Annotated in this window: 20 protein-coding genes; 9 read left to right on the top strand and 11 right to left on the bottom strand. The window is 69.2% G+C overall.

Features of this window, described 5'->3' with window-relative positions; genetic code table 11:
* Positions 1–84: 84 nt before the first annotated feature.
* The gene (locus tag JANGC3_RS0107395) at positions 85–603 is read left to right on the top strand and encodes a chemotaxis protein CheW (RefSeq protein ID WP_035788371.1); all 519 of its coding nucleotides are present in this window, start codon (positions 85–87) and stop codon (positions 601–603) included.
* A 12-nt stretch (positions 604–615) separates the two neighbouring features.
* Here the strand turns inward: JANGC3_RS0107395 and JANGC3_RS0107390 are convergent, their stop codons facing one another.
* The 8 genes from JANGC3_RS0107390 to JANGC3_RS0107355 form a co-directional block, all read right to left on the bottom strand.
* Positions 616–1,308 (bottom strand): ribonuclease HI family protein, encoded by a 693-nt coding sequence (locus tag JANGC3_RS0107390; protein ID WP_035788369.1) that lies wholly within the window; start codon positions 1,306–1,308, stop codon positions 616–618.
* Between the two features lie 8 nt (positions 1,309–1,316).
* Positions 1,317–2,060 carry a hypothetical protein gene (locus JANGC3_RS0107385; protein WP_017875844.1) on the bottom strand — a complete coding sequence of 248 codons (744 nt, stop codon included), beginning with the start codon at positions 2,058–2,060 and terminating at the stop codon, positions 1,317–1,319.
* A 211-nt stretch (positions 2,061–2,271) separates the two neighbouring features.
* On the bottom strand, positions 2,272–2,958 hold the full coding sequence (locus tag JANGC3_RS0107380) for a type 1 glutamine amidotransferase domain-containing protein (RefSeq protein WP_026132682.1): 687 nt from the start codon (positions 2,956–2,958) through the stop codon (positions 2,272–2,274).
* Between the two features lie 120 nt (positions 2,959–3,078).
* The gene (locus tag JANGC3_RS0107375) at positions 3,079–4,236 is read right to left on the bottom strand and encodes an iron-containing alcohol dehydrogenase (RefSeq protein WP_017875842.1); all 1,158 of its coding nucleotides are present in this window, start codon (positions 4,234–4,236) and stop codon (positions 3,079–3,081) included.
* A 163-nt stretch (positions 4,237–4,399) separates the two neighbouring features.
* A complete protein-coding gene (locus tag JANGC3_RS0107370; RefSeq protein ID WP_017875841.1) occupies positions 4,400–5,008 on the bottom strand; it encodes a TetR/AcrR family transcriptional regulator in 609 nt (202 codons plus the stop codon).
* 81 nt (positions 5,009–5,089) lie between these two features.
* A complete protein-coding gene (locus tag JANGC3_RS0107365) occupies positions 5,090–6,115 on the bottom strand; it encodes a CorA family divalent cation transporter (protein ID WP_017875840.1) in 1,026 nt (341 codons plus the stop codon).
* Positions 6,116–6,240: 125 nt separating this feature from the next.
* Complete coding sequence (locus tag JANGC3_RS34215) at positions 6,241–7,029, bottom strand: YXWGXW repeat-containing protein (RefSeq protein WP_081611789.1); 789 nt, start codon at positions 7,027–7,029, stop codon at positions 6,241–6,243.
* A 192-nt stretch (positions 7,030–7,221) separates the two neighbouring features.
* A complete protein-coding gene (locus JANGC3_RS0107355; RefSeq protein WP_081611788.1) occupies positions 7,222–7,491 on the bottom strand; it encodes a hypothetical protein in 270 nt (89 codons plus the stop codon).
* Between the two features lie 267 nt (positions 7,492–7,758).
* Between JANGC3_RS0107355 and JANGC3_RS0107350 the strand changes: the two genes are divergently transcribed.
* Entirely contained in the window at positions 7,759–11,037 is a 3,279-nt protein-coding gene (locus tag JANGC3_RS0107350; RefSeq protein WP_017875838.1) for a penicillin-binding transpeptidase domain-containing protein, read from the top strand.
* A 131-nt stretch (positions 11,038–11,168) separates the two neighbouring features.
* On the opposite strand, the gene JANGC3_RS0107345 is transcribed toward JANGC3_RS0107350, so the two are convergent.
* The gene (locus tag JANGC3_RS0107345; protein ID WP_026132680.1) at positions 11,169–11,723 is read right to left on the bottom strand and encodes a GNAT family N-acetyltransferase; all 555 of its coding nucleotides are present in this window, start codon (positions 11,721–11,723) and stop codon (positions 11,169–11,171) included.
* A gap of 193 nt (positions 11,724–11,916) precedes the next feature.
* On the opposite strand from JANGC3_RS0107345, the gene JANGC3_RS0107340 reads away from it, so the two are divergent.
* From JANGC3_RS0107340 to JANGC3_RS0107315, 6 genes are all read left to right on the top strand, one after another.
* Positions 11,917–13,227 (top strand): hypothetical protein, encoded by a 1,311-nt coding sequence (locus tag JANGC3_RS0107340; RefSeq protein ID WP_017875836.1) that lies wholly within the window; start codon positions 11,917–11,919, stop codon positions 13,225–13,227.
* Positions 13,224–13,814 carry a hypothetical protein gene (locus JANGC3_RS0107335; RefSeq protein ID WP_017875835.1) on the top strand — a complete coding sequence of 197 codons (591 nt, stop codon included), beginning with the start codon at positions 13,224–13,226 and terminating at the stop codon, positions 13,812–13,814. The genes JANGC3_RS0107340 and JANGC3_RS0107335 overlap by 4 nt, the downstream gene beginning before the upstream one ends.
* A 1-nt stretch (position 13,815) precedes the next feature.
* Entirely contained in the window at positions 13,816–14,889 is a 1,074-nt protein-coding gene (locus tag JANGC3_RS0107330) for a hypothetical protein (protein ID WP_017875834.1), read from the top strand.
* On the top strand, positions 14,886–15,953 hold the full coding sequence (locus JANGC3_RS0107325) for a hypothetical protein (protein WP_017875833.1): 1,068 nt from the start codon (positions 14,886–14,888) through the stop codon (positions 15,951–15,953). Before JANGC3_RS0107330 ends, JANGC3_RS0107325 begins: the two co-directional genes overlap by 4 nt.
* A 106-nt stretch (positions 15,954–16,059) precedes the next feature.
* Complete coding sequence (locus JANGC3_RS0107320) at positions 16,060–18,357, top strand: SPFH domain-containing protein (protein WP_020480968.1); 2,298 nt, start codon at positions 16,060–16,062, stop codon at positions 18,355–18,357.
* 26 nt (positions 18,358–18,383) lie between these two features.
* Positions 18,384–20,639: a bifunctional serine/threonine-protein kinase/formylglycine-generating enzyme family protein gene (locus JANGC3_RS0107315; RefSeq protein WP_035788359.1), complete on the top strand. Its 2,256-nt coding sequence runs from the start codon at positions 18,384–18,386 to the stop codon at positions 20,637–20,639.
* A gap of 63 nt (positions 20,640–20,702) precedes the next feature.
* Here JANGC3_RS0107315 and JANGC3_RS0107310 read toward each other — a convergent pair whose 3' ends face one another.
* Positions 20,703–21,650, bottom strand: a complete 948-nt coding sequence (locus tag JANGC3_RS0107310) for a 5'-nucleotidase (RefSeq protein WP_017875831.1) — start codon at positions 21,648–21,650, stop codon at positions 20,703–20,705.
* Positions 21,651–21,908: 258 nt separating this feature from the next.
* Here JANGC3_RS0107310 and JANGC3_RS0107305 point away from each other — a divergent pair, with 258 nt between their 5' ends.
* A complete protein-coding gene (locus tag JANGC3_RS0107305) occupies positions 21,909–23,642 on the top strand; it encodes a methyl-accepting chemotaxis protein (RefSeq protein ID WP_035788356.1) in 1,734 nt (577 codons plus the stop codon).
* Positions 23,643–23,740: 98 nt separating this feature from the next.
* Here the strand turns inward: JANGC3_RS0107305 and JANGC3_RS0107300 are convergent, their stop codons facing one another.
* Positions 23,741–24,682 carry a lipase secretion chaperone gene (locus tag JANGC3_RS0107300; RefSeq protein ID WP_017875829.1) on the bottom strand — a complete coding sequence of 314 codons (942 nt, stop codon included), beginning with the start codon at positions 24,680–24,682 and terminating at the stop codon, positions 23,741–23,743.
* Positions 24,683–24,686: the final 4 nt, after the last annotated feature.

The following is a 24,686-nucleotide window of genomic DNA, read 5'->3' as shown; positions in this document are numbered from 1 at the left end:
GGCCCGGTTTTGTACCGCGCACCGCCTGCCGCCGCCATTCCCGCCACCGCGTGGCGCGGCGGCGACCTATTCAAGGAATCGACAATGAGCAACACTTCCCGCGACGCCCATCAAGGCCGCGTCGCCGCCAACGCCGACGCCGCGTGCGCCAAAGCCGCCGAGTACCTGGCGTTCACGCTGGGCCAGGAAGAGTACGGCATCGACATTCAAAAAGTGAGCGAGATTCGTAGCTACGAGGCGCCGACGCGCATCGCCAACGCGCCCGCGTTCGTCAAGGGCGTGGTCAATTTGCGCGGCATCATCGTGCCGATCGTCGACATGCGCATCAAGTTCAACCTGGGCGCGCCCAGCTACGACCAGTTTACCGTCGTCATCATCCTCAACATCGGCCACCGCGTCGTCGGCATGGTGGTCGATCGCGTCTCCGACGTGACGACGCTGCTGCCCGGGCAAATCAAGGAGGCGCCGGACATGGGCCAGGCCCTCGACACCGATTATGTGATCGGCCTGGGCACGCTGGACGAGCGCATGCTGATCCTGATCGACATCGACCAATTGATGTCGAGCCCGGAAATGGGACTGGTCGAACGCCTCGCCGCGTAAGCGTTGCGGGCTTCACGGGGCCGCGTCGCCGGCCCAGTCGGCGTCGCCGCTGTCGGCCATGCCGACGCCTTGCTGCGACAAGCGGTCGGCCGCGGCGTTCCTGTGCCGCGGAATCCATTGCAGCGTCACCCGGCGCAATTGCGCGATCAAGGCGTCGGCGCGGCCGCGCTGCGGCGCCAGCGTCGCCGCGCCCGCCGTCACGCGGTTAACATCGTCGATGACGACGCGGCTGTCGCCGTACACCACCAGTTCGGCCGGTTGCGCCAGCACGGCCGCCTCCAGCAAGGCGAGCAGGGCGCTGTATTCGGCTTCGCCGCTATTGCCGTGGCCGGCGCGCCGGCTGATTTCAACGCGTTCGCCGGCCGGGCCGGCCAGCAGCGCGCCGATGCCGATGCGCCCCGGGTTCGGGTGGGCCGAGCCGTCGAACCAGGCTTGCCAGGCCGTCGCCGGCGCCGCGTTGCCGGCTTGTTTCGAGGCCAGCTTGTCGGCCTGTTGCCGGCGCTTCGCGGCGCGCCGTCCGGCGTCGGCCTCGCGCGCCTGTGCGCGCGCGGCCAGCAGCGCGGGCAAACCCGGCGCGCCGGCCACCTGTTCCAGGGTCCGCCTGAGCGCCTGCGCTTCGGGGATGGCGGCGCTCTTGGCCAGCCGGCGCGCGCGCACGCGTTCGCCGTGGTGCGCGGCGGCGCTCAGTTGCTCGAATGCTGTCATGGCGGTGGTCAACGGGACGGCGTGCCCTTGGCGCCGGGATAGGCTTGCTCGATATCATTGATGATGAGTTTGCCTAGCGCTGCGTAGGCTTGATAGCTGTCATAGCGCTGGTTCAGTTGCGCCATGCGCGCAAGCAGGCGCCGGCCCTTGGCCGCGGTGAGCAGCCTCAGGCGCGTATCGGCGCCGGCGGCGGCGGCGTCGACGCCGTCGTCCATATAGTCGAGGAAATGGCGTTCAACCGTGTTCCAGCCTCCTTCGGCGGACTGGATCTGCGGTAGCTTGTGCTGGTACAGGGCGAGGATTCTTTCCAGCAGCGCCTCGTTGTCGATATTCATCAGCTTGCCGCTTGACTTGAAGCCCTCGTAGCGGCCCAACTGGGGCGAAAACGCGATATCGCCGGCCGTCAGCGCCATGGCGGCGTCCAGCCTGGCCTTGGCGGGCGTGTCGTTGGCGTCAAGCGCGGCCAGATATTGGTAGTTGGCGTCGACGGCGCGCTTGCCGGCGATGACTTCGTTGAGCCGGACCAGATCGCCTTGCAGGTCGCTTTTCAAACCGAGCAGAAAGCTTTGCACCTGTTGTTGCTCCTGACGGTGCGCGGCGATGCTGTACAGCCAGATGCTGGCGCTGACCGCGACCACGATGATCAGTATTTCCTGGCCGATTTCGCGCGCCTTGTGCCACAAGGTGCGTTCCTTGGGGGTGAACAGGTTGTAGACGTTTTTGGTGGGTTTCGCGATTTCGTGATCTGCCATTTTTCCGGTCCCCGAGGCTGCGCCAATGTTCAAATCGGTAAGTTGTTTTTATTATAGCCAAGCAAGGGGGACGGCGGGAAGAATGCTAGCTCGCAACTTGATCTGGGGCGCGCGGGCCGGCAACGCTGAAACCAATCCAGGGCCGGAGCCGGGGTCGAGGCGAGAAGGTCGGACCTCCAGCTCCGGCCCCGGGGTGACGCCGTTGGTTTGATTATCTAGACTGGGCCAGCAGCTTGAGCAGCGCCTCGGCGGCGGCCTCGGACGAGGCCGGGTTCTGGCCGGTGATCAAGATGCCGTCGGTGAGCACGTACGAGGCCCAGTCGGCGCCTTTGGAATAGATGCCGCCGTTCTCCTTGAGCACGTCTTCGACCAGGAAGGGGACGACCTTGCTCAAGCCGACCGCGTCTTCCTCGGTGTTGGTGAAGCCGGTGACCTGTTTGCCCTTGACCAGCGGCGCGCCGTCGACGCCCTTGACGTGGCGCAGCACGCCGGGCGCGTGGCACACCGCCGCGACCGGTTTGCCGGCCGCCTGCATCGCCTCGATCAGCGCGATTGAGGCCTTGTCTTCGGCCAAGTCCCACAGCGGGCCGTGGCCGCCCGGGTAGAACACGGCGTCGTAGCCGGCCGCGGAGATTGTGCCCAGCGCTAGCGTGGCGGCCAACTCGCGCTGCGCCGCCGGGTCGTCCTTGAAGCGGCGCGTGGCGTCGGTTTGCGCGTCGGCTTCGTCGCTTTTCGGGTCCAGCGGCGGCTGGCCGCCCAGCGGCGAGGCCAGCGTGACCGTCGCGCCGGCATCCTTCAGCACATAATAGGGCGCGGCGAACTCTTCCAGCCAGAAGCCGGTTTTGCGGCCGGTGTCGCCGAGCTGGTCGTGCGAAGTCAAAACCATTAATACATTCATCTTGTTACTCCTTGGGTGGGGTTGACATGGGACATGGTAGCGAATTTTTTAAGGCGATGCGGTTCGCGAGCGCGCCTCGGCCGTGTAGCCGAGGCGGGAAGCGGACGTGGTCCGGTGGGCTTACAGCGAAGCGGTCAGGATGGCCCGGCTGGCGGCCAGGTCGATGTTCTTGTGCTCGCCGAGCGCGCTCATGCCGTGCGCCTCCAGTTGCGCGACGACGGCGTCGACCGCTTCCCGGCCCAGGCCGTAGTCGGACAGGCGCGTACCGATGCCCATGCCCTCGAAGAAGGCGCGGGTGGCGTGGATGGCGGCGTCGATGCGCTCATCCTCGCTGCCGGCGTCGATGCCCCAGACCCGTGCGCCGTATTGCAGCAGCTTGGCGCGCTTGTGTTCGCGCTGCGACTGCAACACCGACGGCAGCACGATGGCCAGCGTGCGCGCGTGGTCGATGTTGTACAGCGCCGTCAGCTCGTGGCCGATCAGGTGGGTGGCCCAGTCCTGCGGCACGCCGGCGCCGATCAGGCCGTTCAGGGCGAGCGCGGCGACCCACATCAGGTTGCCGCGCACCTCGTAGTCGTCCGGCTTGGCCAGCGCCTGCGGCGCGATCTCGACCAGCGTTTGCAGCAAGCCCTCGGCGAAGCGGTCCTGCGCCATGCCGCCGGCCGGGTAGGTCAGGTACTGCTCGACGATGTGGACGAAGGCGTCGGCCACGCCGTTTGCCACTTGCTTGGTGGGCAGGGTGAAGGTCTTGCTCGGGTCCAGCACCGAAAAGCGCGGGAACACGTGGCTGCTGTGGAAGGGCAGCTTGGTGTGCTTGGACTTGCGCGTGATGACGGCGCCGTTGTTCATTTCCGAGCCGGTCGCCGGCAGCGTCAGCACGCTGCCGAAGGGCAGGGCTGCCTTGACCACGGCGCCGCCGCTTTGCAGGATGTCCCACGGCTCGCCGCCGTAGCTGGCCGCCGCGGCGACGAACTTGGTGCCGTCGATTACCGAGCCGCCGCCCACCGCCAGCAGGAAGTCGAGCTTCTCTTCGCGCACCTGGGCCAGCGCGCGCAGCATCGTTTCGTAACTCGGGTTCGGTTCGATGCCGCCGAATTCGCGCACCACGCGCTGGCCGAGCGCGGCGCGCACCTCGGCAAGCGTGCCGGTCTTTTCGGCGCTTGCGCCGCCGTACAACATCAGTACGCGGGCGTCCTCGGGCACCAGCTTCGCGAGTGTGGCGATGGTGTTGGCGCCGAAGACGATTTTGGTCGGATTGTAAAATTCAAAATTCTGCATGCTTGCTCCTAAATTAGACTGGTCGTCTAGTCTGCGGTGAAAAAATACCGGGGCGGGCCCGGGGGGTGTCGTAGGCGGATCGCGTCATCCGACGCCGAGCCGCTGCCGACGCCAGTCGGCTTACGCCGTTCCGGCTAACCCGACCTGCGAAAATCATGCTAATTCAGTCGGCGTGGTTGCCTGGGTCCAGCTTCAACAAGCCCAGTGTGGCGACCATCGCCGTTTCCAGCGCGCTGCGGTCGCGCCTGAGTTTGGTCAGCAGCGACGCCCCCAGCCACATCTGGTACAGCGTCAGCGCGGTGCGATCGGCGTCGAACGGACCCCGCAGCGAGCCGTCGGCGACGCCGTCGACGATGCAGGCGGCCAGGCGGCGGCAAATCATCGTGGTGCCGCGCAACAGCGCCATGCGCATCGCCTCGGACATATCGGACACCTCGCCGGCCAGCTTGACGACCAGGCACTTGCCTTCGGCGCAGGCGGTGTCCTGGGTGTCGAGCCAGCCGGCCCAGTACGCCATCAAGCGTTGCGCCGCCGGGCTGCCGTCCGGGCGCAGCGCCTGGTCGAGTTGGGTCAGATAGCCGGCCACATAGCTGTCCAGCAGGGCCTCGCCGAACGCCTCCTTCGACTTAAAATAATGATAGAAGGAGCCCTTCGGCACATTCGCGCTCGACAAGATCTCGTTCAGGCCCACGGCGGCGAAGCCCTTGCCGCTGATAATGGCGATGCCGGTGTCGAGGATATGCTGGCGCACGTCTTTGTTTTCTGAACTCATGCAGACATGGTACAGCATAATTAGACCGGTCGTCTAGTTGGCGCGCGCCGGCTGTTTTTTCAGGCCTGGCCGGTCGCGCCGTCAGCGGTTTTTTTGCACCCGCAGCACCAGCAGACCGGCGGCGACGGTGAAGGTGAGGACGACCACGGCGACGATCAGGAAGCCGTGCGGATGCCCGGCCAGCGGAATGCCGCCGACGTTCATGCCCAGCATGCCAGCGAAGATGTTGATCGGCAGCGCCAGCACGGTGACGATGGTCAGCACGTACAGGCTGCGGTTGTTTTGCTCGCTGACGCGGGCGGCGATTTCCTCCTGCAGCAACTTGATGCGTTCCTGCAGCGAGGACATATCGCTGAGCACGACCGAAAACTCCTCGGTCGACTGGCGCAATTCCTGCGTGTCGAGTTCGGCCACCCAGCCGGGCGGGCGCATCAGCAGGCGGAACAACGCCGACGGCTCCGGCGCCAGCAGGCGCTGCAGCCGCACCAGCACGCGCCGCAGCGCGCCCAGGTCTTCGCGCTTGTGCAAGGCGCGCCCGTCGAGCAGTTTGTCCTCGATGTCGTCGACGCGGGCGACGGCGACGCGCACGATGTTGACGAGCACGTCGGCCTGGTCGCGCAGCAGGTGGATCAGCAGCTCGGCCGCCGAGCGGATCGACTCGCCGGCGGTGACCGCCTGGCGCAGCCGCTCGATCGAGCTGAGCGGCGCGCGCCGGGCGCTGATGACGACGCGTTCGGTGACGCTGAGCCAGAGCGTCGAAATGTCGGACGCCTCGAAGGAAAAATTATGCAGCACGTCGTTGATGACGGCGATCATGCTGTTATCGGCCAGTTCGATGCGGGTCGAGCGCGAACCCTCGTGCAGGGTTTCGTAGAACTCGTCGGCCAGCACGACGTGGTTTTTCAGCCAGTTTTCACTGGCGGCGTTGGCCAGGTTGAAGTGCAGCCAGATGAATTCGGCCGGCGCCTGTTGGGCGGGCTGGCTGAGCCACTCAAGCGCGGCGGCGGAGTCGAGCGCCCGCACCTGCGCGCCGCGGCCGAACAGGAAGCCCCACACCAGGCCGGAGGGGTCGGACCCGTAGTTCAAATCTGCAACCTCCATGTCCATCCCTGCTGAGCTATCAATCGTGCCGGGATTGTAATACAGAAGAGCTGGGCTGGACCGAAGCTGCGGACGTAAAAACGGGGTCGGACCTTGCGGTTCGACCCCGGGCGCCCGCCATGCGCCATCTATTAGTTGCGGCGCGGATTATCCGGCCGGCTGTCGTAGCGGTTCGGCACGCCGTCATTGTCGCGGTCCGGGTCGCGGTGGTTCGGCACGCCGTCGTTGTCGCGGTCGTGGTCGCGGCTGTCGGGCACGCCGTCGCGGTCGCGGTCGTGCTCGCGCTCGTATCGCACCGGTACATTATTGTTGTCGCGGTCGTAGCGGTTCGGGATGCCGTCGCGGTCGCTATCGCCGCGTCCGCCGTGCTGCGACCAGCGGCCCTGTTCCATGTACCAGCGGCCGTCGCGCTGGGCCCAGGCGGGGTTGCGGTAGACGTAGCCGCGGCGTTCGGCGATCCAGTTGCCGGCCACCCAGGCGTGGCGCCGGCCGCGCCATTCCCAATGGCCCGGCGACCAGACATAGCCGTGGCGCGCGCGCGGTGTGCGTTCATAGCGTGGCGGCGGCGGCGCCACTTGCACGTAGTCGACGGCCACCGGATGGGCTTGCAGCGCGACCCAGCCACCCTGGTTCAGGCGCCAGCCGTCGTTCTCGCGCACCCACTGGGCGGGGCGGTACTGGCTGCCCTGGCGCTCCGGCTGCCACTGGCCGGCGGCCCACACGTGGCGGCGGCCGTCCCAGTTCCAGTATCCGGGCGCCCACGCGTAGCCGCGGCGCGCTTGTGGCGCACTTTCGAATCTGGGCGGGGGCGGCGCATCGCTGATGGCAATGTTGACGTCGATTTGGGCCATCGCTTGTGTCGGCAGGAAGGCGGCCGAGCTGATGGCGAGCATTGCTGCTGCGTAGAAATTGGGTTTCATCCGTGTCTCCATTTCGTTATTACTTGAAATGGACTATAGCGGGGTGTTGGGCGCGCTGGCGCAACCGATGCAACTCTTTACATTTGACACACTATTTGCACAAGCTCATGTTCAATGGCGAACAGACGGCCGCGCGCTCGGCGCGCCTGCCTGGGGTTCCGCCCGGGCCGGCGTCCGGGCCGGGTGGGGCGATCACGCCTTGTTCTCATTTAGGGCCAGCATGGCTTCCTTGCGTTCTTCCTGCAGCGACTGGATTTTTTCTTGCGCGGTCATGCGTTTGCCGCGGATGACCACCACTTGAATCGGCGTGGCGGCATTGGCGTTGGCGGCCGGGGCGGCCAGGGCGGCGATGGCGCCGGCCGGCGCTTGCTGCCGCGGCTGGCTGACGCTGACGTACGCGGCGGCGCAGGCAAGAGCGGCGGCAACGGTGAAGACGATTTCCATGTTTTTGAGAACTTTCATGATATTTCCTTTCAGGGGGGAGTGGGTATGGGTGAACTTTAACGGCGCGCCGGGTCCGCCGCCACGGGATTGCGACAGGGGGCGCTTTTTGCGGGATAAACTGCAAATAACGGCCGCCGGATTGTGTTTGGCGGTCGGGCGCCGAATTTCATGCGGCGCAGGCCACGGCGCGCGCCGGCGCGGCCGATTTGCCCGGCCCTCCGCTATAGGCTGGTGAGACCGCCGGCGCCGCGCCGGGCGCGCTCACTTCACGCTCAAGAGGGGCCGATGGCACGCTTCATCCACACCGTATTGCAAGGGCTGGCCGAGCGTCGGCGGGCGCGCCGCCGCGCCGCCAATGTGCGCGCCGGTGCGGTCGCGCCGGCGCGCACATTGGCGGCGCGGCTGCCGGGCGCGCGCGCGGGCGCCGGCGGCCCGGCGCCGGCATTCTGGCTCGGCCTGGTCGGCGCGCTGGCGGGCGTGGCGGGCGCCGCGCTGATCGTCGGCCACGCCCGCCATCTGGGCGCGCTGGCGCCGGGCGCGGCGGACGACGCGCGCGCGCTGCAGGCCTACCAGGCGGTGCTGCCGGGCGCCGCCTTCAGCGTGCCGACCCGGGCCGCGCTGACGCTGCAGCTGAAAGCCGGCGGCGTCCTGCTGATCGCCGCCGGCGTGCGCGCCGCCGCGCCGGTGCGGGTCGACCTGTGCAGCCAGTTGCTGGACCCGGCCAAGCCGCGCCTGGCGCCGCTGCGCCTGGGTTACCGCTTCGACGACGTGCGGCGTTGGGTGGCGCGCAACGACGGCGTCGGCGCCGCCGCCGTGACCCTGCGCAACGTGCTGCTGGTGGCCGACGGCGCCGACGCGCGCGGCAACACCGGCGCCGCCATGCCCGAGGTGCAGATCAGCGGCCTGGCGCTGGCCGATTTCGCCGATGCCGATGGCCAGCCGCTGCAACTGAGCTGGCGCAGCGGGCAGGGCGTGGCGCGCTGGGTCAGCGACGCCAGCCTGGGCCAGATCGTCGAAGGCGCCAGCGCCCAGGTGGCGCTGCGCCAGCACGGCTGGTTGTTGTGGGGCGCCGACACGGCGCTGCGTCTTGAACGCCGCGCCAGCGCGGCCTGCCCGCGGGCCGGTGAATTGCTGGTGCAGTTATACCGTGCCGTGGCGGACGGCGTACCGGCGAAGGCGCTGGTGACGGCCTTCCCGGCGCGCGGCAAGCCGGTCAGCGCGCGCCTCGCGCCCGGCTCCTACCTGGTGCCGGCGGCGCCATCGACGGCGCTGGAGGACCAGGCCCTGTTCCTCGACTTGCAGGCGCGCGGCATGCTGCGCCTGTCCGCCGCCGGGCGGGTCGAGCTGGTGCCGCGCGACCTGGCGCTGTGGGCCGCGGCGGACGCCTCGGCGCGCGCCGCCGAGCTGGCCGGCTGGGGCGGCGTGCGGCTCGACGCCGCCGGCGTCAAACTGATCAAGCGGCTCTACCAGCACGCCGACGGCGCCTACCTGCGCCAGCAGGTCGACATCTTCAACGGCGAACTGCGCCTGCTGGCGTGGCGCGCCAAGGCCGGCGCCGCGCCGGACCTGTGGCAAGCGCGCGCCGGCGCCGCCGGCGTGCCGACCAGCGAACACATGCCGGCGGTGGCGGCGCGCCTGTTCGCCGAACTGCCGCGGGGCTGGGCGCCGTGGCAGCGCGCGGCGCAGTGGCCGTCGGCGGGCGGCTCGGCCGCGCCCGGCCCGACATTGACCTTGACGCTGGCGCTGGCGCGCCCGGCCAGCGGCGCCGAGGCGTTTGAACTGCTGCTGGCCGGGCGCCTGGCCGGCGTCGACGGCGCGCGCGCCCACGTCCGGCCGGCTTGCAGCGGGCGCGCCTGCCCGGCGCCCGACGCGGTCCAGCACCTGACGCTGACGCCGTTGGCCGGCGCGCGCGCGCTGCGCCTCGAGGTGCGCCCGCTCGACGTGTCCACGCTTGGCGGCCAGAAGGACCAGCAATACCGCCACCTGCGCGTGGCGGCCGGCAAACTGCTGTGGCAGCCGCTCGACGGCGGCGCCTTGGCGCCGGTGCGCGGCGCGGCGCGCGTCGCCGCGCCGGTGCTGCTGCGCGACCGCGACGGCGTCCTGTTGTGGGCCGACGGCGCGCCGACCGCGGCGGCGACGGCGGCCGGCCTGGCGCCGCTGCTGGGGCTGAATCCGCAGCACGACAACAGCGTGGCCGGCATGCTCGGGCGCCTGTCCGCGCCGGCCGAGGCGACGCTGTCGCTCGAGCTGGCGCTGCAAACGCTGAGCCAGGGCGCGCTTGACTGCGTCGGCATGCGCCGCGGCCGCTGGAACGGCAAGGTCTGCGCCGGCGGCCAGGCGCCGCCGCCGGGGCGGCGCGCCGGCCTGGTCTTCCTCGACGCCGAAAGCGGCGACGTGCTGGCGGCGGCGGGCGCCGGCGCGGCCGCCGTCGGCGCCGACAACTGGGCCGAGGTGCGCGACTTCGACCGGGTCAATCCGGCCGGCAGCCCCTTGCGCCTGCCGGCGCTGCAGCACGACGGCGGCGCCCACCAGAGTCCCGGTTCGACCTTCAAGGTAATCAGCGCGCTGGGCCTGGAAATGGCCGCCGGCAGCGACCCGGCCATCGAGGCGCTGCTGGCCGGGCCGGCGCTGCCGGCCATCAACCGGGCGGCGCGCCAGCGCGGCTTCGGCTTCCAGACCGACGCCGCCACCTATCCGCTCGACGCGCGCCGGGCGCACATCACCAACTACCGCGAGCAAAGCCTGGACCGGCGCGCCCAGGACGGCCGGCTCGGCCTGGCGCAGGCGCTGACCTACAGCCTGAACACCTGGTTCGCCTGGACCGGCGAATTGAGCGACCGCAGCCTGTTCGGCCGCCCCGACGGCGGCGCGCCCGACTTGCAGGCCTTGGAGCCGGCCGCGCTGGACGCGGTGCGGCCCATCGTCGCCGCCGCGCACCGGCTCGGCTTCGAGCAGGCGCTGCGCCTCGACGGCGGCCTGCTGCCGGCCGACTTCAACTGGTCGAGCTGGGACGCCTTGCAGGCCACGCCGTCGCACATCGACACCATCCACACCCGCCACGAGCTGCGCCAGATGGCGATCGGCCTGCGCATGCAAACGACGCCGCTGCAAATGGCGCTGGCCTCGGCCGCCATCGGCCAGGGGCGGGTGGTGGCGCCGCGCCTGCTGCTGGCGTTGGACGGCGTCGGCGCCAAGGCCGCCGCGGCGGCGCCGCTGGAGGTTCGGCTCGACCGCATCCGCGCCGGCATGAAAGGCGTGGTCGACATCGGCACCGCCGCCGGCGCGTTCGGCGCGCCGGCGCTGGCGCCGCTGCGGCGCGGCCTGTACGGCAAGACCGGCACGGCGCCCTCCAGCGTCGTGCTGCCCGATGGCACGCGGCGCGAACTGGCCACGGTCTGGTTCACCGGCTGGCTGGAACCGGGCAGCCTGCCGGGCCGGCGCCAGCGCATCGCCGTGGCGGCCTTCGTCAGCCACTCCGACGGCAGCGGCGGCGAACACGCGGCGCCGGTGGTGGCGGCGGTGCTGTCGGCGCTGCTGGCGCGCAATCCGCCCGCCGCCAAGTAAAGCCCGGGCCGCTCGACGGTCGATTTTCGCGGGTCGGCTTAGCGCGCAAAGCGCGCGTAACCCGACAACGTCGACACCGGGCCAGCCACGCTCGCCGCATCCACCTTAAGCGAACGCCGCCGGCGAGCGCCTCAGCGGTTTTCCCAGCCGCTGCGCAGCAGCCCGTAAAAAACGGTATCGCCGACTTCGCCGTTGACGATCCAGCGTTGCGGCATGTAACCCTCCTTCTGAAAGCCCATGCGTTGCAGCAGCTTCTCGGAGGCGCTGTTGCGCGGATCGACGTCGGCTTCGACGCGGTTCAGGTTCAGTTCGCCGAAGCCATGCGCCAGCATCGTCGCCACCGCCTCCCCCAAATAGCCCTTGCCCCAGTGCGCCTGGGCCAGCGCGTAGCCCAAACCGCAGCGGCGGCTCTCGTGGTGGATGGAGTACAGCGTGACAACGCCGACCATCTCGCCGGTGGTGCGCAAGACAACCCCCAGGCACAGGGTAGAGCCGTCGGCGTAGGCGTCCAGTGTCCGCTGGACTTCGGCGTGGGCCTGGGCCATGTCGGTCCAGGCGACGCTGCTCCAATAGCGCATCACCGCGGGATCGGAAAAAATGGCGAAATGGGCGTCGGCGTCGCTCTTTTCGATGGAGCGCAACGTCAGGCGCTCGGTTGTCAGGGTGACGGGGGAAAATGCGGGCATGATGTTACCTTGGTAATATCCAGAGGCTTGTGAGTATATCAGCAAGGTTGCCGTAACCGGAAGCCGGCGCCGCCCGGAGCGCCGAACAGAAGCCGAATTCGCCCTGTAACCGGGGCAATGGCCGGGTTCGGCGTATGGCATGATTTTGACGCGTCCGTCGAAGTCCTTCGGCGCGCTTTCACGACAGGGAAATATGCGTTTGCCAGGGACCAGATACCAGGAACACGGCTGGGAGCAGGTGCGCAAGCTGCTCGGCCAGTGCTCGTTGCAGGCGTTCAAACAGGCCGACGCCGGCCCGGTGCCGCTGTTGGACTGGTATACCGACGCGGTGGCGGCGGGCTTGCGCCGCGGCGCCAGGGGCGCGCGCGCCGACGCCGCCGGCAACAGCTACGGCGAGAGCGTGTTCGAGCTGGCCCTGAGCCTGGTCTATGAATTGCAGGCGCAGCCCGGCTACTGGGACGGCTTCGTCGCCGCCCTGGCGCGCGACGCCGGCGGCGCCGTCGGCGGCGACGCCATGTTGCGCAAAAAGGTCAACGATATGTACGCCGGCCTGCGCGACAAGGTCGACTCCGACGGCTACCAGGTGGCGCTGGGGCGGGCCTGCTCGCCGAACAAAATGTACACCTACCGCATGCTCGACACCGCCTACCACGAGATTGCGGCGCTGTTCGCCGGCTGGCGCCAGCACGCCGCCCAGGTCGCGGCGATCCTGGGGCGCGCGCAAGACGGCGTTCCGATCGAGACCAGGCAAATGAAGTCGATCGCCGGCTGCCAGGCCGACTGGATCATCCGCTGGAGCGAAACGCTGGAGCGCTTCGGCGCCGCCCCCGGTCCGCTGCATACCAAATCGAAGCGCTTCGCCAGCCTGAAGAACAACCCGGCGACCATCGCGGCGATGCTGGCGGAGATTGGCGACTATGAAGAGCTGTCGTCGAACAGGGATAGCGCCGAAGACTGGCACGGCGACGCCGGCGAGGCCGCGCTGTGGCTGGAGGATTACTGGCGCGTGATGGCCGAGCCGGAGCCGGCCGGCGGCGTCGACCAGATCCTCGCCGCGGCGGCCGATGAGTTCGAGGACGGCCCGCGGGAAGAGGGGGAGGACGCGGCGCCGCCGCCGGCCGCCGCGGCGTTACCGGCGCAGGCCGCGCGCGACGAGGCCGCCGCCGACGGCGTTTCCCTGCCCCCCCGCTATATTGAACAGGCCAGTGCGGCGCAGGACGGCGGCAGTTGGACGCTGCAATTGCTGAAGGGGGAATCGCTGCCGATCCGGCTGGCGGTTTACCAAAAGCTGCTGGGCAGCGCGGACGACAGCTATCCCGACGCCTGGCGCGATCCCGCCACCGGCGAATTGCCGACCTTGCAGCAATTGGCGGGATTGGACCGGATTTCAATGCCGACCCTACGCAAACGGCGCAACGAGGCGATAAGCAGATTACAAGCGGCCAGCGCGGCGGCGGCGACGGGATTGGCAAACGGGGCGATGACACCGAGGAGAACGATGTGAATGCGAAAAACCAGCCTGGCCAGCGGGCCGTGGACGGCAAACTACAAGAGCGCCTGCTATTGGCGCGCGCGGTGGACGGCGATCGCCTGATGCTGGCCGACGCCACCATGCTGGCCGCGCTCGACGGCACGCGCGCGCTGACGCTGAACGAGCGGCGCGCGCTGGCGCAGTCGCCGCTGACGCTGGGCCGCTTCCGCCATTTGACGCACGAGCGGCGCCACTGCCAGGGCGCCGCGGCGGCCAACGAGCCGGTGTGGCACGGCAGCCGCGGCATGCTGCGGGCCGCCTCCAGCGGCGCCGCGCTGGCACAACTGAGCACCGACGACGGCTGCTGGACCCTGCATTTCCTGGCGCAGGGGCCGCTCTGGCACATCATCCTGAAGCTGGCGGCCGAGGCGCCGTTCGCCGCACGCCTGATACGCGAGCAGCCGCTGTTGCGGGTAGTGGACGGCGGCGGCGCGGTGCTGTTGCGCGGACGCCTGGACGGCGACGGCGAATGCGAACGCGTCTGGCCATTCGACCGCGCGCCGGCGCCGCACTTCCAACTGCATGGCGCCACCTTCGGCGTCGAGCCGGTGCCGGCCTGACATGGCGCTGTTCCACTGGCCGGCGCGCCGCGCCGCCGTCGATGCCGCCGCGCTGGGCGCGCACGCCGGCGATATCGCCGTGCGCCTGGCCGACGGCGACAGTGTGCCGGACGGCGCCGTGGTGGTAATTTTCGACGCCGGCAACCGCGCCCGCCGCGGCGGCGCCGCGCGGGTGGCGCTGGCGCGCGGCGAAAGCGCCTGGTGCTACCATCCCGGGCCATACGGCGTCGACCTGACGCCGTACGCGCAAGCGCCGGAACTGGGCCTGCGGCTGCAATTTGCGATCGACGCGGCCGACCCGCTGGCCGCCTCGCCACGCTTCGAACTCTATCTCCTCAGCGAGGCGCCGGCGCAACCGCGCCTGGCCGTGGCGCGCTTCGGCGCGGCGCTGCAGGCGGCGCTGCAGCTAGAGCTGGCCCAGGGCAACCTGGAGCTGCCGCCCTGCACCTCGCTGGACGAGTGGCACGCCTTCCGCGCCGGCCTGAACCAGTTGTGCTACACCCGCTTCGGCGTGACCGTCGACGACTGCGTGCCGGTCGACTTGGGCGAGAGCGTCGATTTCGCCGCCATATTGCAGGCGCGCGCGCAAGCGGCGCCGTTGCCGCCGGCCGCCGCCGCCGCGCCGGCGGCCGTGTCGGCAACGCCGCAGCCCCCCGCCAGCGACGCCGGGTCGCTGCGCCGGCTGTTCCTCGAACTGCCGGCCGCCGCCAGCGCGCTGCGCCTGCTCGCGCTGCCGCCCGGGCAGGCGCTGTTCCAGGCCCACGGCCGGCTGTTGCAAAGGCTCGACCTGGCCAGCCTGAACGTGGCGACCATGCCGTCGCTGGAGTGGGCCGCGCCCGACCAGGCGCTGGCCGCCGTCCAGCAAAGCCGGCGCCGGCGCGACAGCGGCGCCGCCGCGCGCGCGCTGGACGAGGCCTGGGCGCTGCTGGCGCGCCTGCAACTGGCGGCGCCGGCGCACCTGCCGGCGCTGCTGGACGAGGCCGACCGCATACTGTCCAACCTTGAACACAGCCTGGAGCTGCGCCGCGCGCCGTTCGCGCCGCCGCCGCAGGACCAACCCCGGGAGCCCGCATGATCAATTTGCCGAGCAGCGCCGAATGCCGCAGCGTGCTGGCCGACGGCCGCGTGCTGACCATCACCGCGACGCGGCGCCCGCGCGCCAACCGGGCCGACGTCAAGTGCGCGCTGGCCGGCGCGCCGGCGCTGTGCGAGCGCGTGCAGGAAGTGGTGCGGCTGGCGCGCCATACCGAGGCGCGCCTCGACAGCCGCGACCAGGTGGTGCTGAGCATGGATCTGACGCCGCCGCCGGGCGAGCGCGACTGGGAGTTGGCGGCGGTATTGGCCGACCGCATGGTGCGCGGCGAATACCTGGCCGGGCCGGCGCCAGCGCCTGTGTCTGTGTCTGTACCTGCGCCGGTGTATGCGCTGGGCTGGTCGGACGCCTGGCACCTGGGCCAGGTGACGGGCCGGCCGCTAGCGAGCATGGCGGGCCTGCCGCAGCCGGCCACGCTGATCCTCGGCGGCGCCGGCCAACTTGACAACCATCTATACCTAACCCATCTGGGCGGCTTGAGCGGGCGCAGCGACCCGTCGGCCTGCGTCTCCAGCGCGCGCGCCTGGTTTCCCCTGCACAGCGGCGGCGTCAACGACAGCCTGTGCTGGGTCGAGGTCAGCGTGCATCCGCTGGCGCAGGCCGGCGGCGACGAGGACGACAGCATCGCCGCGCCCGGCCTGGATGTGAGCGCGCAACTGGCGGTACGCCAGGTTCTGGCCGGCGCGCGCCACTTCGACGGCCGCGCCCTGGGGCGTTGGCGCACCGTCGTGCGTTTCGGCCAGAAGCGCTTCCAGGGCGATTCCTATGAGCTGGCGCTGGTGCTGGCCGATCGCCTGGCGCGCGGGCGCGAGTTCGTGCCGCGCGGGCGGGTGATCGCCAGCGGCTGCTCGGCGGCCTGGCACGCCGGCCGGGTCGACAGCGTCGATGGGCGCGCGCCCAAGCTGGCGCTGATCCTGGAGCGGGCGCTGGCCGGCGACCGGGTGCTGCTGCCGGCGCCGTGGCGCGACGGCGGCGACGCCTTTGCCGCCGGCCTGGCGGCCAGGGGCGCCTCGCTGGCCTGGATCGAGCGCATCGGCGTCATCTGAAGCGTGCGCATTAGTGAATCGGGTGTGCCCCTGCTAAAATCGCTTTAACGCAATGTTGCTCTTAATGGACAGGCGCGGCGGCAAATGAATTGATGAGGAGTGTGACATGTTCCAAATGTTTGGTTTTGGTGGCGCCAAATGCCCGCGGTGCGAGCATAAGAACGACGACGCGTCGGGCTACTGCGCCGCCTGCGGCCTGACCTTGGGCGCGCCGCACAGCGAGCCGGTGCTGCGCGAGAACCGCTGGGTGCCGGCCGCCGACGAGCTGGCGGTGTTTTTCGGCGTGCGCGAACTGTCGGGCGTGTTCAACAAGACGCTGCGGGTGCCTGCCGCCAGCCGCGCCTATATTTTGCAGGGCAACAAGAGCACCGAAGTGCCGCAGGGCGAGTACGAGCTCGAAGGCTTTTTCACGCGCCTGAACCACCTGCTGCGCGACCAGCACGCCGAAATCCTGATCACGCGCATGGCCGCGCTGCCGGTCGAATTCGTCTTCGACGGGCTGGCCACCACCGAACACCTGCGGGTGGCGGCGCGCTTTACCGTCAGCGTCAAGGTCGACCAGGTGGCGGCGTTCGCCCAGCACTTCATGAGCGCGCCCGGCACCGTCACCACCCAGCACCTGCACGACTTGCTGGCGCCCTCGGTACGCCAGCTGGCCGGCGAATTCGTCGGCGGGCGTTCGCTGCGCGACATGGCCGGCAACGCCGACCTGCGCGCCCAGCTCGACGAGCGCCTGCAGGGCGCGCTCAAACTTCGCCTAGCGCAATACGGCCTGGCGGTGGTGCAGGTCGAGACGCTGGCGCTGCGGCACGACAAATTCGACGCCAACCGCGCCCGCGTCGGCACGCTGTGGCTGGTGGCCGACGAGCGCCACGCCCAGCTGGAGCACGTCAAGCAGCTCGACCAGCTGTACGACGAGCAGGAATGGCAGGGCATCTGGCGCCAGGAACAGAACATGCGGGTGGAGTACCGCCGCGCCGAACTACGCCAGGACGCCGGCGTCGAAAAGGCCGAGCTGACGCAGCAGGAGGCCGAGCGGGTCCAGGCGATCCGCGCGCGCCAGGTCGACCTGTACGGCCGCATCCTCGAATCGACGTCGCGCAAGCAGGCCTTCGAGCGCGGCGCCGGCACCGCGCTGGCCGAGCTGGAGCACGAGCTGGCGCAACGCAACGCCGCGCGCGCCGACGAGGCCGCCGGCTGGGAGCACCTGCGCGCGCTGGCCGGCATCAAGATGCGCACCGAGCTTGAACTGAGCCAGCAGACCGGGCGCGAGCAAATGCAGCTGGCGCAGCAGCGCTTCGCCCACCAGTTGCACCTGCAACAGATCGACAACCAGATCGGCCAGGCGCTGGCGATCGAGGACGAGGCCTACCGCCGCGCCCAGTTGATGCGGCTGCGCCAGAGCCAGGCCGAGGCGGCCCAGCGCGAGGCGCAGATGGCGCTCGAGCAGCACAAGGCGCTGTGGCAGGGCGCGGCGCTGGAAAACGCCGCGCGCAAGCGCGAGGCCGAGCGGGTGCAGGAATGGCAAGACCAGCTGCACCTGGGCCAGCAGCGCGAGCTGCTGCGCGCCGACGCCGCCAACGACGCGGCGGCGCAGGTGCACGCCGCCGAGGTGAACCAGAAGATCGAGGCGCTCAAGCGCGCCGGCGCGCAGTCCGACGCCGCCGCCCAGCATGAAAAGCTGCTGCGCACCATCGAGGCCGACAGCGCCCACGCCCGGCAAATCCAACAACACCACCACCGCGGCCAGCTCGACCAGCTCGACGTCGACGAGCAGCGGCAGATGTTGGCGCAGCAGGAGCACGAGGCGCAGTGGCAGCGCCAATTGCAGCTGCTGGCGCACGCCCGCGACCAGGACTACGCGCGCTGGAAGGGCGAGTACGAAACGCTGGTGGCGCGGCAGGCCCACGCCGCCGAGCTGGCGCGCATCGCCATCACGCGCATTGACACCATCGGCCAACTGAGCGACACCGGCAAGGTGGCGCTGGCCGACGCGCCGAACGCGGCGGCGCTGGCGCAGATCTTGAAAACCCAGGTGCAGGCCGGCATGAGCGCCGAGCAGATCCACGCGCTGGCGGCGGTGGCGGCCGCCGAGAACAGCATCGCGCCGCTGGAGGCGATGCGCATGGCGCACGAGCGCGCGCTGGAGGAGCGCGCCCACATGGAGGCGCAGGCCGACAAGGACCGGCGCCACCAGCTCGACCTGATCAACCTGCAAAACGCCGCCCACGGCCACGCCCTGTCGGCGCAGGCGCAACTGGGCGTGGGCGTGGCGCAGGCCAACGCGCCGCAACACCAGCACGTGCACCACCACGCCGCGGCGGCGCCGCGCTGCGTCAACGGCCACCCGGCCGGCGCGGCGGATAAATTCTGCGCCACCTGCGGCGCGCCGTTGCAGCCTTGATGGAAGCGAGCCGCGATCCCCACATAATGCAAAGCGCCAGAGACAAGATCCGCGCCCTGCGCGCCCTGCACGACGACGGGCTGCTCAGCCTGGAGGAATTCGACCACCGCAAGAACGCCATCCTCGACGCCGAGTACGCGCCGCCGGCGCCGGCGCAGCGCCAGGGCACCGAACTGGGCCTGATGGCCGGCCAGGAAATCGGTCCGCAAAACCGCCGCTACCGGTTGGAACGCCTGATCGCCCACGGCGGCATGGGCCAGGTCTGGCAAGCCACCGACCTGGCCACCCACGCCGAACTGGGCAACAGCGAAATGGTGGCGCTGAAAATCCTGCCGCCGCAACTGACCCAGAGCGCCACCCACGCCAAGCTGTTGATCGAAGAGGCGACCCAGGCGCGCAAACTGGCGCACGAACACATCGTCCGGGTCTACGAATGGGCGCAGGACCCGGCCACGTCGAGCTACTTCATCATCATGGAATGCCTGGAGGGGGCCGATCTCGAGCACTACCTGGGCCAGCACGGCGCGCTGCCGCTCGACACCGTGCGGCGCTTGCTGTTGCCGGTGGCCGACGCGCTGGCCTACGCCTGGGACAAGCACAAACTGGTGCACCGCGACATCAAACCCGGCAACGTGTTCCTGACGCAGAAGGGCGACATCAAGCTGCTCGACTTCGGCATCGCCTCGCGCGTGCGCAACGCCGGCAGCAGCCTGGGCCTGCAAACGCCGAACGCCGGCACCACCGGCTACCGCGCGCCGGAGGCCGGCACGCACCAGCGCCAACCGAGTCCGACACTGGACGTGTACGCCGTCGCGGTGATGGTCTACCAAATGTTGGAGGGTAAAATGCCGTTCGACGAGACGCGCGGCGCCGGCCACCTGCCGTCGCCCCCGGCCGGGCTGAATCCGGCCCAGTGGCAGGTGCTGCAAAACGGCTTCTCGATAACGCCGGAGGCGCGTCCGGCGTCGGTGCAGGCGCTGCTCGACAAGCTCGAACGCGCCGCCGGGCCGTCCGAGGAGGAGCTGGCGGCGTTGGCCGAGCAGGCCCGGTTGCGCGAGGAGCGGCGCCGGGAGGAGGTGGCGGCGCTGGCCGCGCAGGCCCGGCTGATCGAGCAAAAGCGCCAGCGGGAACTGGCGCTCAAGCGCAAGGCCGAGGCCGAGGCGGCCGCCGCCGAGAAGCTGCGGCTGGATCAGTTGCGCAAAACGCAGGACGCGCAGCGCCATATCGAAGCCGAGGCGGCCCGCAAGGCGCGCAAGGAAACCCTGCGCGAGCAGTTGCGCGTGCGCCGCGAGACCGACGCCGCCGCGGCGATGGCCGAACAGCAGGAACAACAGCGCAAGCTGCTGGCGGCGAAGGCCGAACTGGCCTACCGGGTCGAACAGGAGCGCGCCCGCAAACAACTGGCCAGCCGCGCCGCCGCCGAGCTGGCGCAGCAACTGCCGACGGCGACCAGCCCGGTGGCCGACGCCAACGGCGTGCTGCGCGACCGCTTTCTCGACGGCACCGGCGAAGGGCCGGAGCTGGTACTGATCCCGACCGGGCGCTTCCAGATGGGCTCGCCCGAGCACGAGCGCAAGATCGCCATGGCGGCCGGCTCGCAAAAAAGCTGGCTCGAACGGGAAACGCCGCAGCACTGGGTCGGCATCGACTACTCGTTCGCGTTGGGCCGGCACCCGGTCAGCGTGGGCGAGTGGCGCCAGTTCGCCCGCGTCACCGGCTGGGTGTCGCAGTCCGAGACCGACTGGGACAACCCCGGCTTCGCCCAGGGCGAGCGGCACCCGGTGGTCGGCGTCAGCTGGCACGACGCGCAACTGTATTTGCAATGGCTGATCGAGCAGACCGGCCAGTTCTACCGGCTGCCGTCGGAGGCCGAGTGGGAGTACGCCTGCCGCGCCGGCAGCAAGAGCGCGTTCAGCTTCGGCGACGAGATCAGCACCGAGCACGCCAACTACGACGGCCACTACACCTACAACGGCAGCTTCCGCGGCCAGTACCGCGGCGGCACCAGCGCCGCCGGCGACTTCGCGCCCAACCCCTGGGGCCTGTACGACATGCACGGCAACGTCTGGGAATGGGTGCAGGACGCGGTGCACGACAACTACGAGCGCGCGCCGGCCGACGGCAGCGCGTGGGAAGAGGGCGGCGACGCCAGCCGGCGCATCCTGCGCGGCGGCTCGTGGTTGTACAACCCGCGCTACCTGCGCTCGGCGCTGCGCAACGGCTTCTCGTCGGCGCTCAGCAACGACATCGTCGGCTTCCGCGTTGCCCGCAACCTGGCCTGAGCGCCGGCGAGTGCAACAAAACCAGCGGCACAGAGCCGAATAGCCTCGGCAACCCAGCGGAACTTATTCATCCACCGCCGGCGCCAGCACGTTGGCGATGCCAAACGGCACATGCACCATCGGTATGGTGCCGCCGGCCGACTTCAGGTGGCTCAGCTGGTCGTCGAAGAAAATATGCGGCTTGAAGATGGCCAGCACGCGCGACTTGTCCATGCCGCCGAGGAAAAACGTTTCGTTGGCCGACACGCCCCAGCTTTTCAACGTCGTCACGACGCGCTCGTGCGAGGGCGCGTTGCGCGCCGTGATGATGGCGATGCGCAGGATCTTCTTGTAGGCCGGGTCGCGCCGCTGCGCCCTTTCCTCCAGGCGCTGCATCACCGCCAGCTTGCGAAACAGGTCGGCAAGCGGCCCCGGCTGGTGCGGCGTGGCCATGTTCTTGGTTTCGTGGGCGTGGAACTCGTCGACGTCGTTGTTGCGCTTGAACACGGTCTCGGCCTCGTCGTCGGCCAGCACGCCGTCGAAGTCGAAGGCGATGCGCAGCTCGCTGTCGCTTTCGTCGTCCTCGGTGCGCGAGGGCAGCACCAGCCCGGCCGGATATTGCTTGGCCAGCGCGTTGCGCACGTCCTCCTCATTGGCGCTTAAAAACAGCGAGGCGTTAAACGCCGGCAAATAAGAATACGGCGACTGCCCGGTGACGAAGGCCGCGCGCGATATGTCCAGTCCGTAATGGGCGATCGAGCGCAACACGCGCAAACCGGTTTCCGGGGAATTGCGCGAGAATAAAACGACCTCGACCGGCGCCTGGCGCGCAAAATGTTTATTGATGTTCAAGAAGCGCCGGATAAACGGGAACGCGACGCCGCGACTGAGTATCACATCGATATGCTGTTCCTGGTATTTTCGATATTCCTCGGCGCCGCTGTCAAGGTAGATCTGGTGCGATTCGGTCAGGTCGAACAAGGCGCTTGAGGCGATGCCGATGACAAGTTTATGTTCGATTTGATAGGGCATCTAGGCTCGCACGGTGTGGTTTTCTTGCACGCTATCTTATCCGAAATGGCGCGCCGGGGCGCGGTCGTTTGCGGACGCCCGCAAGCCGAAATGCCGGAGTAGAAATAGGTTGACGCCCATCAACTAAAGGACGATATTCTTAAGTGCGCCAATTATCACCAATTCTCACAAAATATCACACGGCGTTTAAATGTCGACGGAGATAAGCCCGTATCGCGCTTGTCTTTATCGACGAATATTATAAGAAGGGTCTGCATGATGTTTAAAAACCTATTAATCAAGTGGAAGCTCGCGACGCTGGTGGCCATTATGATGGTCGCGCTCATCGTGGTCGGCGCCTGCGGCTACACCGGTATCGCCGCGGTCGGCGACGCCGTCAACGAAATCGGTGTGGTGCGCCTGCCGTCGATCCAGGGCCTGCTGACGATGAGCGAGGGCCAGACCGCGGTCTCCGCGGCGACGCTGACGACGGCCATTTACGAAAACAACTACCAGTCGCAGGCCAAATTCTCCGCCGCCATCGAGCAGCGCCAGAAGGCCTGGGCGAATATCGAGCGCGGCTGGAAGCTCTACGAGCCGCTGCCGCAAACGCCGGAGGAAACCGTGATGTGGAAGCAGTTCCTCGGCGAGTGGGCAGCCTGGAAGGGCGCCGACGAGAAACTGGCCGCCACCATGGCCGCGCTGGCGCAGAACCAGGACGAGCAAAAGCAGAAAGACTTGTTCGTCGAGTTCTACCGCCAGTTCGAGCAGGCCCGCCCGCTGTTCCTGATGGTCGAAGGGAGCCTGAATAAAATCAGCGAGTTAAACGAGGCGATCGCCCACACCAGCGTCAAGGACGGCGCCGCGGCGATCGTCAGCTCCGAGCGCTGGATGGTCGCCGCGGCGTTGGCCTCGGCCGCCATCGCCGCCGCCTGCGCGATGATGATCGCGCGCGCCATCACGACGCCGATCAACCAGGCGGTGAAGGTGGCGCAGACGGTGGCGGCGGGCGACCTGACTAGCCTGATCGAGGTCCACACGACCGAGGAAACCGGCCAGTTGCTGCAGGCGCTGAAGGACATGAACGACAGCCTGGTCAAGATCGTCGGCGAGGTGCGCGGCGGCACCGACACCATCGCCACCGCGTCGAGCCAGATCGCCAGCGGCAACCAGGACCTGTCCTCGCGCACCGAGGAGCAGGCCAGCTCGCTCGAGGAAACCGCCTCGTCGATGGAGGAATTGACCTCGACCGTGCGGCAAAACGCCGACAACGCCCAGCAGGCCAACCAGCTGGCGGCGTCCGCCTCGGGCATGGCGAAAAAGGGCGGCGCCGTCGTCGCCAAGGTGGTCGAGACGATGGAGTCGATCAACGAGTCGTCGAAGAAGATCGTCGACATCATCAGCGTCATCGACGGCATCGCCTTTCAAACCAATATCCTGGCGCTGAACGCGGCGGTCGAGGCGGCCCGGGCGGGCGAGCAGGGCCGCGGTTTCGCGGTGGTCGCCTCCGAGGTGCGCAACCTGGCGCAGCGTTCGGCCGCCGCCGCCAAGGAGGTCAAGGTGCTGATCGGCGATTCGGTCGCCAAGGTCGGCGTCGGCAGCAAACTGGTGAGCGAGGCCGGCAGCACCATGGGCGAGGTGGTCGCCAGCGTGCAGCGCGTCACCGATATCATGGTCGAGATCAGCCTGGCGACGCAGGAACAGAGTTCCGGTATCGACCAGATCAACATCGCCATCAGCCAGATGGACCAGGTGACGCAGCAGAATTCGGCACTGGTGGAGGAGGCCGCGGCGGCGGCGGAGTCGCTGCAGGACCAGGCCGTCAAGCTGGCCCACGCGGTCAGCGTCTTCAAGCTCGACGCCGCGTATGCGGCGCCGGCGCAGCGCCGCATCAGCCTGGCGGTGGCGCCGCCGCCAGCGCCGGCGCGCGGCAATCACGCCAAGCCGGCCTTGCGCATGGTCTCGCCGGCCAGGCAGAGCGCCGCCAAGGAAGAGGATTGGGAAGTGTTTTGATGTTGTAAAGGCGCCGCCGGCAGGGATAGAAACCCGCGGCGGCAATCCGCGGCCAGTCCCTTGGGGCCTGGCCCCGGGTTCACGCCGCCGGTTTTTTTTCACTCATAGGCGCCCAGCCTGAGCTGCTCGTCCGGTTTGAACTGGGCGTCGCGCAGCTGCCGCAGCGCCGTCGCGCGCGCGCCGGCGTCCAGCGCCGCGCCCGCCATCAACGCGCCGCGCTGCGCCAGATACGTGTCGATGCGGCTTTTCCAGGCCGCTTCGTCGCGGTCCAGGTCGGCCAGCCGCGCCGCCGCCTCCGGCGACAACTCGGTGGCGCGCATGCGGTAAATCTCGTTGTCGCCGGCGCCTTGCGCGCGCATTTTCTGCACCGCCTGCTCGACGTTGACGATGCGCGTCGGCGCCTCGCGCTCTTCGCGCAGCGCGCGCGGCATGCCTTGCTCCAGCGCCGCCAGCTTCTCGCGTTTCCGCTCGGCGCTCAAGCTCTTGTCCTGGCCAATCTCCAGGCGGGCGACGGCGTCGAGGTCGCGCGCGTCGCCGGCGCCGAACAGGCCGGCCGCCTCCGCCGCGCTGAAATAATTCAGCCGCAGTTGCTGCATCGCGTCCAGGCGCGCGCGCGCCGCCTGCGCCAGGTCGGCGCTTTTCGGCAGGCCCTGCTCGACGTCGACCAGCGCCCGTTTGTAGTTGAGGTAATTGGCCAGCAGCCGCTTGGCCGCCGCCGCCGGCAGCGGCTTCAGGCGCCGCTCCAGCTCGCGTTCGATCTCGGCGCGGATCGCCTCCAGGCTCTGTTCGCCCAGCCCGGCCAGATAATAGTCGAACAGGTGGCCCAGTTCGGCGTCCACCACCAGCCGGTCGGCGGCGTCGAGCTTGATGTCGCCGTCCGGCCTGGTGCCTTGCATCGACGGCACAAACGCAAAATGGTTCGGTTCCGGGCGCGCCGCCGGCGCCGGCGGTGCCGCCTCCGGTTTCGCCAGGGTGAAGTAGAGGATGCCGACGGCGCCGGCGAGCGCCCCGAAGCGTACCAGCTTGACGTTTGTGTTCATCGTC

Source organism: Janthinobacterium sp. CG3, assembly GCF_000344615.1.
In the GTDB taxonomy this organism is placed as follows: Bacteria; Pseudomonadota; Gammaproteobacteria; order Burkholderiales; family Burkholderiaceae_D; genus Janthinobacterium.
This window is presented reverse-complemented; position numbering and strand designations above follow the sequence as displayed.